14 protein-coding genes are annotated in these 14,060 nt (G+C 64.0%); 3 read left to right on the top strand and 11 right to left on the bottom strand.

Annotation, left to right across the window (positions count from 1 at the left end; all coding sequences use genetic code 11):
* Positions 1 to 8: 8 nt before the first annotated feature.
* The 10 genes from PJE01S_RS06505 to PJE01S_RS06460 all read right to left on the bottom strand — a co-directional run bounded on the left by PJE01S_RS06505 (position 9) and on the right by PJE01S_RS06460 (position 9,644).
* Complete coding sequence (locus tag PJE01S_RS06505) at positions 9 to 995, bottom strand: 2-hydroxyacid dehydrogenase (RefSeq protein ID WP_068832349.1); 987 nt, start codon at positions 993 to 995, stop codon at positions 9 to 11.
* Between the two features lie 31 nt (positions 996 to 1,026).
* Entirely contained in the window at positions 1,027 to 2,433 is a 1,407-nt protein-coding gene (locus tag PJE01S_RS06500; protein WP_068832348.1) for a sodium:proton antiporter, read from the bottom strand.
* 55 nt (positions 2,434 to 2,488) lie between these two features.
* A complete protein-coding gene (pncB, locus tag PJE01S_RS06495; protein WP_068832347.1) occupies positions 2,489 to 3,676 on the bottom strand; it encodes a nicotinate phosphoribosyltransferase in 1,188 nt (395 codons plus the stop codon).
* 72 nt (positions 3,677 to 3,748) lie between these two features.
* Positions 3,749 to 4,099, bottom strand: coding sequence for an FKBP-type peptidyl-prolyl cis-trans isomerase (locus PJE01S_RS06490; RefSeq protein WP_068832346.1), 351 nt, complete (start codon positions 4,097 to 4,099; stop codon positions 3,749 to 3,751).
* 60 nt (positions 4,100 to 4,159) lie between these two features.
* Entirely contained in the window at positions 4,160 to 4,813 is a 654-nt protein-coding gene (locus tag PJE01S_RS06485; RefSeq protein WP_068832345.1) for an ABC transporter ATP-binding protein, read from the bottom strand.
* Positions 4,806 to 5,552 carry an ABC transporter ATP-binding protein gene (locus PJE01S_RS06480; RefSeq protein WP_068832344.1) on the bottom strand — a complete coding sequence of 249 codons (747 nt, stop codon included), beginning with the start codon at positions 5,550 to 5,552 and terminating at the stop codon, positions 4,806 to 4,808. Before PJE01S_RS06480 ends, PJE01S_RS06485 begins: the two co-directional genes overlap by 8 nt.
* Positions 5,552 to 7,438 carry an ABC transporter permease gene (locus PJE01S_RS06475; protein WP_068832343.1) on the bottom strand — a complete coding sequence of 629 codons (1,887 nt, stop codon included), beginning with the start codon at positions 7,436 to 7,438 and terminating at the stop codon, positions 5,552 to 5,554. Before PJE01S_RS06475 ends, PJE01S_RS06480 begins: the two co-directional genes overlap by 1 nt.
* A 4-nt stretch (positions 7,439 to 7,442) precedes the next feature.
* Positions 7,443 to 8,219: a nitroreductase gene (locus tag PJE01S_RS06470; RefSeq protein WP_084389397.1), complete on the bottom strand. Its 777-nt coding sequence runs from the start codon at positions 8,217 to 8,219 to the stop codon at positions 7,443 to 7,445.
* Entirely contained in the window at positions 8,216 to 8,659 is a 444-nt protein-coding gene (locus PJE01S_RS06465) for an acyl-CoA thioesterase (RefSeq protein WP_068832342.1), read from the bottom strand. The genes PJE01S_RS06470 and PJE01S_RS06465 overlap by 4 nt, the downstream gene beginning before the upstream one ends.
* Positions 8,660 to 8,693: 34 nt before the next feature.
* Positions 8,694 to 9,644 carry a histone deacetylase family protein gene (locus PJE01S_RS06460; RefSeq protein WP_068832341.1) on the bottom strand — a complete coding sequence of 317 codons (951 nt, stop codon included), beginning with the start codon at positions 9,642 to 9,644 and terminating at the stop codon, positions 8,694 to 8,696.
* Between the two features lie 255 nt (positions 9,645 to 9,899).
* On the opposite strand from PJE01S_RS06460, the gene PJE01S_RS06455 reads away from it, so the two are divergent.
* A complete protein-coding gene (locus PJE01S_RS06455) occupies positions 9,900 to 10,442 on the top strand; it encodes a phasin family protein (protein WP_068832340.1) in 543 nt (180 codons plus the stop codon).
* 213 nt (positions 10,443 to 10,655) lie between these two features.
* Here the strand turns inward: PJE01S_RS06455 and PJE01S_RS06450 are convergent, their stop codons facing one another.
* Positions 10,656 to 11,546: a patatin-like phospholipase family protein gene (locus tag PJE01S_RS06450; RefSeq protein ID WP_068832549.1), complete on the bottom strand. Its 891-nt coding sequence runs from the start codon at positions 11,544 to 11,546 to the stop codon at positions 10,656 to 10,658.
* A 160-nt stretch (positions 11,547 to 11,706) separates the two neighbouring features.
* Between PJE01S_RS06450 and PJE01S_RS06445 the strand changes: the two genes are divergently transcribed.
* Both PJE01S_RS06445 and PJE01S_RS06440 read left to right on the top strand, forming a co-directional pair.
* Positions 11,707 to 12,765 (top strand): extracellular solute-binding protein, encoded by a 1,059-nt coding sequence (locus tag PJE01S_RS06445; RefSeq protein ID WP_068832339.1) that lies wholly within the window; start codon positions 11,707 to 11,709, stop codon positions 12,763 to 12,765.
* Between the two features lie 199 nt (positions 12,766 to 12,964).
* Positions 12,965 to 13,732, top strand: a complete 768-nt coding sequence (locus PJE01S_RS06440) for a 3-hydroxyacyl-CoA dehydrogenase (RefSeq protein ID WP_068832338.1) — start codon at positions 12,965 to 12,967, stop codon at positions 13,730 to 13,732.
* Positions 13,733 to 14,060: the final 328 nt, after the last annotated feature.

The following is a 14,060-nucleotide window of genomic DNA, read 5'->3' as shown; positions in this document are numbered from 1 at the left end:
TTTGCTATTTATTTGCTAGCTAATACCGCAGGATTCAGGGGCGTCAGAGGACTTTTTCCCGTGAAAAATGCGATCAGGTTGTCGGCCGCCAGGCTGGCCATGGCCAGGCGCGTCGGCATCGTGGCGCTGGCGATGTGAGGGGTCAGCACCACATTGGGCACCGTCAGCAGATCGGGATGAACCTTGGGCTCGCCCTCGAACACATCCAGGCCCGCCGCCGCAATCGTCTTGTTGCGCAGGGCCGCGGCCAGCGCCGCGTCATCCACAATGCCGCCGCGCGCGATGTTGATCAGGGTGGCGGTGGGCTTCATCAGCGCCAGCTCGGCCGCGCCTATGGTGTGGTGAGACGCCGGCGAATAGGGCAGCACCAGCACCAGATGGTCGGAGGTCTTGAGCAGCTCGTCCTTGCTGACGTAGCTGGCCCTGCACTCGGCTTCCAGGCCGGCCTCCAGGCGCGAGCGGTTGTGGTAAATCACCTTCATGCCAAAACCATGCGCGCCGCGCCTGGCAATGCCCTGGCCGATGCGGCCCATGCCCAGAATGCCCAGGGTGGCGCCATGAATGTCGGAACCGGCAAACATGTCGTAGCTCCAGCGCGTCCATTTGCCGGCGCGCAGGTAGTGTTCGCTCTCGGTCACCCGGCGGGCCGTGGCCATCAACAGGGCAAAGCCGAAATCGGCCGTGGTTTCGGTCAGCACATCGGGCGCATTGGTGCCCAGGACACCGGCAGCCGTCATGGCATCGATGTCGAAATTGTTGTAGCCCACCGCCATGTTGGCGCAGATTTTGAGCCTGGGCGCCACCGCCAGCACCTCGCCATCGATCCGGTCGGTGCCGGTGGTGAACACGCCGTCCTTGTCCTTGAGGCGCTCCATCAGTTGCGCCCTGGACCAGCTCTCATCGTTCTGGTTGGATTCCACTTCGAAATATTGCTCAAGGCGTGCAATCACCTCCGGGAAGATGGCACGTGCGATCAGAATTTTAGGTTTGCTCATAAATGTCCAGACGTTATGTGAAACAGCGTTATTAAAACCAGATAAAGGTCATGAAAATGAAAAGCGGCACCAGAATGGCACAGGACCAGGCCATATAGCCAAAAAATCCAGGCATCCTGATGCCGCGGTCTTCGGCAATCGCCTTGACCATGAGGTTGGGCGCGTTGCCGATATAGGTGTTGGCGCCCATGAACACCGCGCCGGCCGAAATCGCCGCCAGCGTCGGCGCCAGCGTCGTCATGAGCGTGGCCGAATCGCCCCCCGCGGTGTTGAAGAACACCAGGTAAGTCGGCGCGTTGTCGAGAAAGGAACTCAAAAGGCCGCAGGCCCAGAAATACATGGCCGGGTCGGGCTGGCCATCGGGCCGGGTCACGGCGGACACCACCGCGCCAAACGGGCCGTTGACGCCGGCCTTGAGCATGGCAATCACCGGGACGATGGTCAGGAAGATGCCGGCAAAGAGCTTGGCCACCTCGACCATGGGCCCCCATGAGAACTGGTTGTCCGCATGCACCTTGGCGGCCGTGATCCTGAGCGAGAGCAGCGTGACCGCCACCAGGCCCACATCGCGCACCAGGCCCGGCAGCCCGACCTCGGTGCCCATCAGCTCGAAGCCGAGTGGCGACTTCCAGAAGCCGCTGAGCAGCACCAAGGCCACTGCCGCCGCCAGCAGCGCAAAGTTGACGGCGCCGTCAAACCCCAGACGGCGGGTATCCGGGGTCGGATCGACAGGCAGCACGCCCTCGCGGCGGAAAAACCAGCTGTCGAGCGCAAAGAAAACAAGCAGCAGGCTGCCAAGCAAAAAAAGCGTTTCCGGAAGGATGTGCCCGACGGTCCAGAAAAAATCCACGCCCAGGAGGAAGCCGAGAAACAGCGGCGGGTCGCCCAGCGGCGTGAGCGAGCCGCCGGCGTTGGAGACGATAAATATGAAGAACACGATGACATGGGCCTTGTGCAGCCGGTTGTCATTGGCCCGGATGAGGGGGCGCAGCATCAGCACCGATGCCCCCGTGGTGCCCATGAAACTCGCCAGCACCGCGCCCAGGGCCAGAATGCCGGTATTCAGGGCCGGGCTGCCGTGCAGGTTGCCGCGGATATGAATGCCGCCCGCCACCGTAAAAAGCGCGGTCAGCAGGACAATGAAGGGAATGTATTCGGCCAGCAGGGCATGCACCAGGCTGGCGGAGGCCGCAGCGCCGCCGTAAATCACCGCGAACGGCACAAAGAAAGCCAGCGCCCAGCCGGCGGCCACCTTGCCATAGTGGTGGTGCCAGAAAGACGGTGCCAGCAAGGGCATGACGGCAATCGACAGCAGGATGCCGGCAAAGGGAACGCCCCACGCGGCCGACAGGCGGCTGCCGTCAAAGTCAGCCGCCAGGGCCAGGCCGGGCGATAAAAAAAGCAGCGCCAGTGCGGCGGCCCGTCGTACAGACCTCACGAATGTTTCCGCTCCTGTTTGAAGCGGCCCCAGGCCGGGACCGTCATGAGGCGGCTCATGCAATCTCAAATACCTGGCGCAGGTAGGCGAGGTATTTCTCGTCGTCGCACATGTTTTTCGATGGTGTGTCCGACAGCTTGGCCACCGGCTGGCCATTGCAGCGGACCATCTTGATCACGATCTGCAGCGGCTCGTAGCCCAGGTCGTTGGTCAGGTTGGTGCCTATGCCGAAGGCCAGCTGGCAGCGCCCCCTGAACTGCTGATACAGCTCAATGGTGCGCGGCACGGTCAGCGCGTCGCTAAAAATCAGCGTCTTGGTTTTCGGGTCAACCCGGTTTTTCGCGTAGTGCGCCAGCATGCGCTCGCCCCACTGAAAGGGGTCGCCGCTGTCATGGCGCGCGCCATCAAACAGCTTGCAGAAATACATGTCGAAATCACGCAAAAAGGCGCTCATGCCGTACACATCCGACAGCGCTATGCCCAGATCGCCCCGGTATTCCCTGGCCCACGATTCGAAACCGTACACCTGGCTGTCACGCAGACGCGGACCCAACGCCTGGCAGGCCTGCAGGTACTCGTGTGCCATGGTGCCCAGCGGTATCAGGCCCAGCTTCATGGCGAACAGCACGTTGCTGGTGCCGGCCAATTGCCCGGTCACGCCGGTACCAAGGCGCGCAATCAACGTGCGCAGCACCTCCTCATGCCAGGCCTTGCCAAAACGCCGGCGCGTGCCGTAATCGGCGATCTTGAGTTCCCCCAGCCCAGCGGCCTGCAGTTCAAGGATTTTGGTATCCAGGCGTTTGCGGCCCTCGGTGACATCGGGCTGCTTTTGCGTGTTGCGAAAGTAGACCTCGTTGATGATCGCCAGCACCGGGATTTCAAACAGGATGGTGTGCAGCCACGGGCCCTTGATCGAGACCTCGATCTCGCCCGAAGGCAGGGCCGTGATGCTCACATACTTTTCATTGAGCCGGAAGATGCCCAGGAAATCGACAAAGTCGCTCTTGATGAAACGCATGGCCTTCAGGTAAGCCAGCTCGGCATCCTGAAAACGCAATTGGCACAAGCCGCGGATTTCTTCGCGAATCTCGCTCACATAGGGCGCCAGGTCGCCCAGGCCGGGCGCGCCGGCGTTGCGGCACTTGAATTTGTATTCCACCTCGGCGCCAGGGAACTGGTGCAACACCACCTGCATCATGGTGAATTTGTACAGGTCGGTGTCGAGCAGGCTGGTGATGATCATGGTGAACGCTTGAGGCCCGTGGTGGGTGATCAGGTGCCCAGGCCCCGTGCGGGCCTGGCTTTTTCAGGCGGCTCAGGTGCCGAGGAAATCCACTTCGAACAGCAAGGTGGCGTTGGGAGGAATCACGCCGCCCGCGCCGCGGGCGCCGTAGCCCAGCGCGGCCGGGATGATCAGGCGGCGCGTGCCACCGACCGACATGCCCTGCACGCCCTCGTCCCAGCCCTTGATGACCTGGCCCGCGCCCAGCGAGAACTCGAAAGGCTGGCCGCGGTCCTTGCTGGAATCAAACTTGGCGCCCTGCACGCCGTCGTTGTACAGCCAGCCCGTGTAGTGCACCTTGACATATTGCCCCGCCTTGGCGATGGCACCCGTGCCCAGAACGGTGTCTTCGTATTGCAGTCCGGATGGGGTGGTGGTGGTCATGGCAATGTCCTTCTGAAAATGAAATGAAAATCGAATAAAACGCAGCACCGTGAAAATTAATTACGGGCTTTCTCTCGAACCCCTGACTTTACCCGCAACCAGCCACAGCAAGCGGTCGGCACGCGCGGCCAGCGTCTGATTTTGCTCGACCACCAGCATGGCCAGGCCTTCGCGCTTGAGCGACAGCAAGGCATCGCGGATGGACTCCACCAGCACCGGCGCAATGCCTTCGCAAGGCTCATCGAGCAGCAGGACGCGGGGATGGGTCATCAAGGTGCGGGCAATGGCCAGCATCTGCTGCTCGCCACCGCTCATGTGGGCCGCCGGCCGCTTCAGCAGGGCCTTGAGCACGGGAAACATATCCAGCACCCTGGCCTCGCGCTGCGCGGCATCCCGGCCGGCCGCCACCAGCAGGTTTTCGCGCACCGTGAGCGCGCTGAACAGCCGGCGGTCTTCGGCCACATAGCCCAGGCCGGCGCGCGCGCGCCGGTGGGTTTCCCAGTGTTCAATGGCCGCTGCGCCGCCCGCGGCCTGGTAGCGGATGCGGCCTTCGGCGCGCAGCTCCAGCCCCATCAGCGCCTTGAGCAGGGTGGACTTGCCGGCGCCGTTCAGGCCTTGCAGCACCACCAGTTCGCCCGGCCCGATTCGCAGCGACACGTCGAACAAGGCCTGCGCCGGGCCGTAAAAGGCGTTGAGCTTTTCGACTTCAAGCATGCGCCGCCCCTTCGCCCAGATAGCGCCTGCGCACCGTGGCGTCGCGCGAGATGGCTTCAAACGAGCCCTGCGCCGCCAGCCGCCCTTCAATCAGCACCAGCACGCGGTCGGCCACGCCGGCCACGGCGTCCATGTTGTGTTCGGTGTAGAGCACGGCCATGCCCTGCCCTGCCAGCTGCCTGACCAGCTGCATCAGGCTGGCGCGCTCCTGCTCGGCCAGCCCGGCCGCCGGTTCGTCCAGCAGCAGCAACTGCGGGCTGGCCGCCAGGGCCATGGCCAGCTCCAGCCGCTTCTTGGCGCCATAGGGCAAGCTCAGCGCGTCTTGATCCGCCAGCGCCTGCAAGCCGGTTTTCTCGAGCAGCGCATGGGCCGGCTCGCGCGCCTGCGCATCCAGCAATTTAAAGGCTGAAATAGCCCGTAGCCCCCGGCTGGCCTGCGCCGCCAGCTGCACATTTTGTAGCACCGTGAGCGCCTCAAAGACTTGCGCCACCTGAAAGGTACGTGCCACGCCGTGCCGCAAATGGGCTGCCGGCGCCAGCTTTTCCAGGGGCTGGCCCTGCCACAGAATATGGCCGGCCGTGAGCGGATACTGGCCCGCAATGCAGGCAAAGCAGGTGGACTTGCCGGCACCGTTGGGGCCTATCAGCGCCACGCACTCGCCTGGCGAGACCTCAAAGCTCACGCCATCCACCGCGTGGATGCCGCCGAAATGCTTGACCACCTCCTGAACCTTCAGCATCAGCGCCCTCCCTGTGGCGCAGCGGCGCCAGGGGCCGCCGGGCGCGACCGGCCGACGCGGGACAGCAGGCCCAGCAGACCGGACGGCGAAGCCACCATGATGAGCATGATGAACAGGCCCAGCAGGCCGCGCCAGTAAGTCACCTCGCGGCCCAGTTCGGCCCCCAGATAGCTCAGCACGGCGCTGCCCACCACCGCCCCCCAGAGCTGGTGCACGCCGCCGAGCAGCACCACCAGCAAGGCATCCACAGAAGTCGAGACGGCCGCCATGGACGGAAAGACATTGCCCTTGTGCGCGGCAAACAGGCCGCCCGCCAGCCCAGCCAGCACCGCACTTTCGACAAAAACCCGGTACTTGAGCCAGCCCACTGACAGGCCGGAAGCCGCCGCACGCAGGGGCGCGTCACGCCCGGCCTGCAAGGCCGCGCCCAGGACCGAGCGGCCCAGCCAGCGCAGCGCCAGCACGGCCAGCAGCGCCAGCAGCACCAGCAGCGCATAAAAAAGCGGCCGGCCCTCCTCGCTCACCAGCGTGAGGCCAATCAGGCCGTTGTCGCCGCCCGTGAGGCTGACCCACTGGGTCGCACCGGCCCAGATCACCTGCGCCAGGGCCAGCGACAGCATGGCCAGGTAGACCCCGCTGCTGCGCACCACCGCCGCGCCAAACACCGCCGCCACCGCCAGCGCGGCCGCGCAACCCGCGGCCAGCGCGAGCGGCAGCGAGGCGCCCCACAGGCTGTGCGACAGCGCGGCGCCGTAGCCGCCCAGCGCAAAAAAAGCCGCATGGCCAAAACTGACCAGGCCCCCCAAAGCCATCATGGCCTGCAGGCTGATGCCGAAGAGCATCAAGATCAGCGCGTCGGCCGCCAGCGTTTGCCAGTAAGGCCCGCCCCACCAGGCCGCGCCGGCCAGCAGCAGCATCGCCAGGGCCATGCAGGCGAGCCACGCCCAGCCCAGGCGCAGGCCACGAAATTTCTGCGCCGCTTCGCGCGGACCTTGCAGTGCGGCGGCGGGCAGGCCATTGAGCCCCTGCGGCCTGAACACCAGCACCACCGCCATGGTCAGAAACACCAGCACCAGGGTGGCCTGTGGAAACAGGCTGATGCCAAAGGCATGGACCAGGCCTATCAGCAAGGCCGCGACAAAGGCGCCGCCTATGCTGCCCAAACCGCCCGTGACGACCACCACAAAGGTCTCCACGATTACATTCATGTCCATCTGCAGATGCGCCGGCTCGCGCGGCAACTGCAAGGCACCGCCCAGACCCGCCAGCGCGCAGCCCAGCACCACGGCGCCCAGCATCAGCGGCTTGGGATTCACGCCCAGCGCCGCCAGCATGCCGCGGTCTTGCGTGGCGGCGCGCAGGCGCCGGCCAAACAGAGACTTGCGCAGCAGCAGGTGCAGCCCCAGCCAGACCAGCGGGCCCAGCCCGATCATCACCAGCTGGTAGACCGGAAAGAACTCGTCACCGACAGGCAGCGAGCCCTTGAGCCCCGGAAAACGCGGCGCAAACACCTCGTCGGGGCCAAAGCCCCACTGCATCGCGTCATGCATCGCCAGGGTCAGACCGAAGGTCGCCACCAGCTGGTACAGCTCGGGCGCGCCGGCCATTCGCCGCAGCAGAAAGAATTCGGCCACAGCGCCCGCCAGTCCTGCGCAGACAGCTCCCAAAAAAATAGCAAGCAGGTACAACGGCCCGCTCTCGCCCCAGGCCGGAAACCAGTCGGTGACCCAGTGCGCCGTGAACAGCGCGCCCAGCATGAAGAAACTGCCATGCGCGAAATTGACGATGCGCGTGACACCGAAGATCAGCGTCAGCCCCGCCGCCATCAGGAACAGCGTGGTGGCGTAAGACAGCCCGCCCAGAAGCTGGACAAGGGAAAAGGTCACGCGTTCAATCTAGCCAGGTCGTGAATTCGGAAGCCGCTATACGCGGCGTGCGAAAGGTGTTGACCAGCGCTGCTTCGTCGGCATAACCCAGCGACATGCCGCAGACCAGCATCTCGTTGCCGGCGGCGCCGATATGCGGCAGGATGATTTTGGCAAAGCCGTTCCACGCCGCCTGCGGGCAGGTGTGCAGGCCATGGCCGCGCGCGGCGACCATAAAGTTTTGCAGGAAGGCGCCGTAGTCCAGCAGGCTGCCGCGGCCCATGACCCGGTCCAGCGTGAACATCAGGCCCACCGGCGCATCGAAGAAGCGGAAATTGCGCTGGTGCTGCGCATGCATCTTGTCCTTGTCGCCTTTGGTGATGCCCAGCAGGCCGTACAGGCCCCAGCCGTTTTCACGGCGCCGGTCTATGTAGGGGGATACCCATTTTTCAGGGTAATAGTCGTATTCCTCTTTGTACTCGGCGGCCAGTTCGGGGTTGGCGCGCAAGGCATCGTGGGCCCGGCAGACTTTTTCGACCAGGCGCTCCTTGCTGGCGCCCTGCAGCACATAGGCCTTCCAGGGCTGGGTGTTGGTGCCCGAGGGCGCGCGGCTGGCGACTTCCAGCAGATGCTCTATGGTGGCGCGGGGTACCGGCGCCGGCAGGAACTCGCGCATGGACTGGCGGCTTTCTATCGCGTGGTCCACCGGATTGACGGGATGGGCAAACACGCTGCCCGAGGCATCCACGGCGGCAAAGTCGCCGGCAACAACCGGGGTGGAAGAAATACCAGCTGGCTTCATGTCAAGGTCTCCAGTACACAAAGTAATTGAGGGGGCAAGGGCGCCGGGCGGTGCGTGGCGCGGTCGACATAGACATGGATGAAATGGCCCTTGGCCGCGCACGGCTGCTTTTCGTCGCCCGGGAATAGCGCCACCTCGTAGCGCACGCTGGACGCGCCGATGTGCGCCACCCGAATGCCCGCCACCACCGGCTCGGGAAAGGCCAGCGGTGCAAAGTAGTTGCACCCGGTTTCCACCACCAGACCAATCACGCCGCCGCAATGGATGTCCAGCGCGCCGCGCTCGATCAGCAGGCCGTTGACGGCGGTGTCGAACCAGCCGTAGTACACGACGTTGTTGACATGGCCATAAACATCGTTGTCGGACCAGCGTGTGCCGATGTCGCGGAAAACCTTGTAGGCGCTGCGGGGCTCGGCTTGCGGGCGGGTCGATGACGTCATGGGTCGCTATTTTGCCAGTCAGGCCTATGAGCCTTCAGGGATTCCATCGTTTCCAATATTCCAGCGCCACGCGATAGGTGTTCATCTGCACCTGCACGGTTTCATCGATGTTCACGCCGTAGCCGCCGGCCATCGAAAAGGCCAGCGGGATGCGGCGCTGCCAGGCCCAGTCAAACACGCGCCGGTCACGCGCTTCGAGGCCGTCGAAGCTCAACGAAAGACGCCCGAGGCGATCGCCTTTGAAGGGATCGGCGCCCGCCAGGAACAGTATCAGTCCCGGTTCAAAGCGCCGCTCGAGTTCGTCCAGCGCATGCTCCAGCGCCTGCAGATAGGGCGCATCGCTGCAGCCGTCGGGAAGCTCCACGTCCAGGTCACTGGCCTCCTTGCGGAACGGGAAATTCTTTTGCCCGTGCAGCGACAGCGTGAACACGCTCGGGTCATTGGCGAAGATGCTGGCCGTGCCGTTGCCCTGGTGCACGTCCAGATCAATCACCGCCACCTGCAGCGGCCTGCGCTCATGGCGGTGGGCCCTGGCCCATTCCGCCTGCATCAGCCGGGCCGCCACGGCCGCGTCATTGAACACACAAAATCCCCCGCCCTTGTGCGCATAGGCGTGATGCGTGCCGCCCGCCATGTTGGCGGCGATGCCCGCTGGCCGGGCCGCTGCGCTCAGGCCCAGCGCCGCCCGCGCCGCAGCCACCGTGGCCCCGGCCGAACGGCGTGCGCGCTCGGCCATGCCCGGGCTCCACGGGAACCCGATCTCGTGCTGGGCTGGCGCGGGCAAGGTGCCGTGGGCAATGGCGTCAATGTACTCGGGGGTATGCACCAGGGCCAGTTCGCCATCGCTGGCGGCCGGCGCCTGGGCCAGGCTTACCTGCGGCAGCTCATTCACCACGCGATCGCGCAGCAGCCTGTATTTGCCCATGGGAAAGCGGTGCCCGGGGGGCAATGGCAGAACGAAGTTGTCGGCGTAAAAAGCTTGCAAGAGAAATTACCGTGGAAGTACCATACCTACGAAAAAACCAAAAAAACCAGCGCCTGCGGCCAGCCGCAGGCCACCAGGGATTGTGATCCGAAGCGTCCCGGCTAGGGCTTCACCTCTAAAAATGGTGCAGTGCAACAAAAAACACTTGCAATGGCGCGCGCAATCCCTATACTTGGAATTATGTTGCAGTGCAGCAATTCAGGGCAAAGCAACATTTTTCGTGATCCACCCCCTATTCCTATCTGGAGATTCTCAATGCTGACCGCTGAACAAATCATGGCCTCCCACAAAGCCAACATCGAAACCCTGTTTGGTCTGACCCACAAAGCCTTTGAAGGCGTTGAAAAACTGGTCGAACTGAACGTGCAAGCCACCAAGGCCGCCCTGGCTGAAACCGCCAACCACACGCAAGCCGTTCTGGGCGCGAAAGATGCCCAGGAACTGCTGGCCCTGCAAGCCGGTCTGGTCCAACCCCTGGCCGAGAAAACCGCCGCTTACAGCCGTCACCTGTATGACATCGCTTCGGCTGCCGGCGCCGAACTGGGCAAGACCTTTGAAGATCAGGCCGCTGAAGCCCAGAAGAAATTTGCCGGCCTGGTAGACAGCGCCGCCAAGAACGCACCCGCCGGCTCTGAAACCGCTGTGGCCGCCCTGAAGAGCGCCGTGGCTGCGGCCAACACCGCTTTCGACTCGGTGCAAAAGGCTGTGAAGCAAGCCGGTGACATCGCCGAAGCCAACTTCAACAACGTGGCGGCAACGGCCGTGAACGCCACCAAGACCGCAACCAAGAAACGCTGATGGAGGGACGCCCGGCGCCAGCGCGTTGAGGGCGTCTTTCCCTGACAACCTCTGTAAAGAGGTGTCGCAACCCTTGTCTCCTCGGATCCTTCCAGAAATTCAGTTTCACGGATCCGTTCAAAGCCCGCTCGCAAGACCGGGCTTTTTTTTGCTTCAATTGGCCTGCAGCCCAGGCAGTGCGGGCGCAAACAGCTATCAAAACAGGAGCGCCTGCTAATGGGCTGACGCCACCCCGGCCTCCAGCCTGGCCTTGAGCGCGGGCAACGCCGCCAGCATGGCGGCCCGGCCGGAATCGATGGCGCGCTGGCGGGCCGAAAAATCGGCACTCTTCAGGCCCGTGAGCGAGGGCCGTACCACCACGTCGGCCTCCTTGAGCTCGAACTGGTTGATGCTTTTGCCCATGATGGCGAAAGTCTGCAACAGGATCTGCAGCGTATCGCTGGCCGGGTTGCCCTCGGGCGGGCTGGAGATATCGACGGCAATCACCAGGTCCGCGCCCATCTGCCGCGCAAAACGCACCGGCACCGGCGACACCAGTCCGCCATCGACATACTCCCGGCCGCTGATCTTGACGGGCACAAACACCGCCGGCACGGCGCTGGACGCCCGCACCGCGGTGCCGGTGTCGCCGCGCCTGAACAGCACGGCCTCGCCGCTGTTCAGGTCGGTCGCCACGATGCCCAGCGGAATCGCCATGTTCTCAACCAGGCGCCCGCCCACCAGCTGATTGACGTAGCGGGCCAGCGCATCGCCGCGGAACATGCCCCGGCCAATGATGGGCAGCATCCAGTCGGTGATGGCGACCTCCTCCATGTTGAGCGCGGTCTGGTGCAGCTGGGCACTGTTTTTGCCGCTGGCATAAATCGCCGCCACCAGGCTGCCGGCCGAGGTGCCGACCACGTACTGGGGCCTGAGCCCAGCCTCTTCGAGCACCTCGATCACGCCCACATGGGCAAAGCCGCGCGCCGCGCCGCCGCCCAGCGCCAGACCGATCTTCAGCGGCCTTTTCACGGCCGGCTCCACCGTGGCCGGCGCAGCGGAAGGCGTGGCAGGCGGTGTCGCACAGCCGGCCAGCAGCAAGGCGGGCAAGACCAGCATTGCCATGATGCGCTGGCAGCGCCTGGCCACCTGCCGGCGCCAGTCGCCGGCCGCAGGCAAGCTCCCAAACCCTTGACGCCCCCAACCCTCAACGTCAAACCAATTGAGAATTATTCGCGTTTGTATTAAACTCATCCGCTCCCAACCTTTCAGGATTTCTTTCAGCATGTTCAAAAAAGCTTCGTCGTTTGCCAGCCTGGCACTGGCCACCGCAGCCCTGTTTGGCGCCGCCGGCAGCGCCGGCGCCCAGGAACAGGTCGTCAACCTGTATTCTGCCCGCCACTACCAGACCGACGAAGCGCTGTTCTCCGACTTCACCAAGGCCACCGGCATCAAGGTCAACCGCGTGGATGCCGACGATGCCGGCATTTTGGCCCGGCTCAAGGCCGAGGGCACGGCGTCGCCGGCCGACGTTATTTTGCTTGTCGATGCGGCCCGCCTCTGGTCGGGCGAGGTGCAAGGCCTGTTCAAGCCCATCAAGTCGCCCTTGCTGGAAACCGCCATTCCCGCCAACCTGCGCGCCAGGCCCACGCCGGACGGCATCGCCTGGTTCGGCTTTTCGACCCGCGCCCGCGTGGTGGTCTATGACAAGCTGCACATGAAGAAAACCGATGTGGACAGCTACGAGAAGCTGGCCGATCCGCGCAACAAGGGCAAGCTCTGCACCCGCTCCGGCGCCCACCCCTACAACCTGTCGCTGTTTGGCGCCGTGACCGAACACATGGGCCCGGCCAAGGCCGAGGAATGGCTCAAGGGCCTGGTCGCCAATATGGCACGCGACCCCAAGGGCGGCGACACGGACCAGATCAAGGCCGTGGCCAGCGGCGAATGCGGCGTGGCGCTGACCAACTCCTATTACCTCGCCCGCATCATGCGTTCCAACGCGCCGGAGGACAAGGTCGTGGCCGAGCGCGTGGGCGTGGTCTTCCCCAACCAGGACAACTGGGGCACGCACCTGAACATTGCCGGCGCGGCCGTGGCCAAAAACGCCAAGCACCCCGAGAACGCCATCAGGTTCATGGAATACCTGGCCAGCCCCAAGGCCCAGAACTACTTTGCCAACGGCAACAACGAGTGGCCCGCCGTGGCCGGCCTGGACATTGACAACCCGGCCCTCAAGGCCATGGCCCGCAGTGGCTTCAAGTCCGAGACCATTCCCATCAGCGCAGTCGGCGAACACCAGCAAAAGGTTCAGCAGATGCTGGACCGCGTGGGTTACAGGTAAACGGCAAGCCCCAGGGCCTGCTCACCCCCAAAACACCCCAAAAGCCCGGCCGCAGGCAAACGGCCGGGCTTTTTCATGGGTCATAATTGACGTTTACGTTAACGTCAATATCGGCCTGCCTCCCAGGCTGGCCGACCCAGGCATCAGGCCGTGCTGGCCCGCCGCCCTTTTCAATCTTTCAACTTCAAGGAGCAACCCCATGGAAATCGCAGGCAAAGTATTCATCGTCACCGGCGGCGCATCCGGCCTGGGCGAAGGCACGGCCCGCATGCTGGTGGCCAACGGCGCCAAGGTCGTCATCGCCGACATGCAGGCAGAAAAAGGCGAAGCCGTTGCCAAGGACCTTGGTGAAGGCAAGGCCGCGTTTGTGAAATGCGACGTCAGCCAGGAAGCCGACGGCCAGGCCGTGGTGGCCCAGGCCGTGTCCATGGGCAAGCTGATGGGCCTGGTCAACTGCGCCGGCATTGCACCGGCCGAAAAAACCGTCGGCAAGAACGGCGCGCACGGCCTGGCCCTGTTCAGCAAAACCATCACCGTCAACCTGATCGGCAGCTTCAACATGATCCGCCTGGCGGCCGACGCCATGTGCAAGAACGAACCCGAAGCCACCGGCGAGCGCGGCGTGCTGATTTCCACCGCCTCGGTGGCGGCCTACGACGGCCAGATCGGCCAGGCCGCCTACAGCGCCTCCAAGGGCGGCATTGTCGGCATGACGCTGCCGATTGCCCGCGACCTGGCGCGCAACGGCATCCGCAACATGACGATTGCCCCCGGCATCTTCGGCACGCCCATGCTGTTTGCCATGCCGCAGGAAGTGCAGGATTCGCTGGCCGCCGGTGTGCCTTTCCCCTCGCGCCTGGGCACGCCGCAGGACTACGCCAAGCTGGCCAAGCACATCATCGAAAACGACATGCTCAACGGCGAAGTGATCCGCCTCGACGGCGCCATTCGCCTGGCGCCGCGTTAAGACAACACAGGTTTGGATGCTATCTAATTGATAGCTATTCACAGCATTCCCTCAAGGGCTGGAGGCCGATTTGACTGATAAAACAGTCCCGTCGGCCTTACCTTTTCGGCGGCCTGCAAATCACCTCCCGGCAAGGTCATTTCGCTGCGGCGCCCGGGTGAACCTGGTTTTGCATGAAGCCGGTGACACCGGAAGCCATGAAACCCGCCGCCGCGCGCTGCCAAGGCATGGCGATGCGTGATTGACGCCGCCCCCGCGCCCATTTGCTTATAAAAACTCGGACTATGACATGGGACTTGCAAAGCTTTACTTTTCAGGTGTTTGTGCG

Source organism: Polaromonas jejuensis NBRC 106434, from assembly GCF_001598235.1.
GTDB lineage: Bacteria > Pseudomonadota > Gammaproteobacteria > Burkholderiales > Burkholderiaceae_C > Polaromonas > Polaromonas jejuensis.
This window is presented reverse-complemented; position numbering and strand designations above follow the sequence as displayed.

Bases quoted from the DNA above. Each gene is read 5' to 3' on its own strand.
- PJE01S_RS06470 (WP_084389397.1), bottom strand. From the start codon at position 8,219: ATGAAGCCAGCTGGTATTTCTTCCACCCCGGTTGTTGCCGGCGACTTT.
- PJE01S_RS06480 (WP_068832344.1), bottom strand. From the start codon at position 5,552: ATGCTGAAGGTTCAGGAGGTGGTCAAGCATTTCGGCGGCATCCACGCG.
- PJE01S_RS06450 (WP_068832549.1), bottom strand. From the start codon at position 11,546: ATGGCAATGCTGGTCTTGCCCGCCTTGCTGCTGGCCGGCTGTGCGACA.
- PJE01S_RS06490 (WP_068832346.1), bottom strand. From the start codon at position 4,099: ATGACCACCACCACCCCATCCGGACTGCAATACGAAGACACCGTTCTG.
- PJE01S_RS06505 (WP_068832349.1), bottom strand. From the start codon at position 995: ATGAGCAAACCTAAAATTCTGATCGCACGTGCCATCTTCCCGGAGGTG.
- PJE01S_RS06440 (WP_068832338.1), top strand. From the start codon at position 12,965: ATGGAAATCGCAGGCAAAGTATTCATCGTCACCGGCGGCGCATCCGGC.
- PJE01S_RS06485 (WP_068832345.1), bottom strand. From the start codon at position 4,813: ATGCTTGAAGTCGAAAAGCTCAACGCCTTTTACGGCCCGGCGCAGGCC.
- PJE01S_RS06445 (WP_068832339.1), top strand. From the start codon at position 11,707: ATGTTCAAAAAAGCTTCGTCGTTTGCCAGCCTGGCACTGGCCACCGCA.
- PJE01S_RS06465 (WP_068832342.1), bottom strand. From the start codon at position 8,659: ATGACGTCATCGACCCGCCCGCAAGCCGAGCCCCGCAGCGCCTACAAG.
- PJE01S_RS06455 (WP_068832340.1), top strand. From the start codon at position 9,900: ATGCTGACCGCTGAACAAATCATGGCCTCCCACAAAGCCAACATCGAA.
- pncB (WP_068832347.1), bottom strand. From the start codon at position 3,676: ATGATCATCACCAGCCTGCTCGACACCGACCTGTACAAATTCACCATG.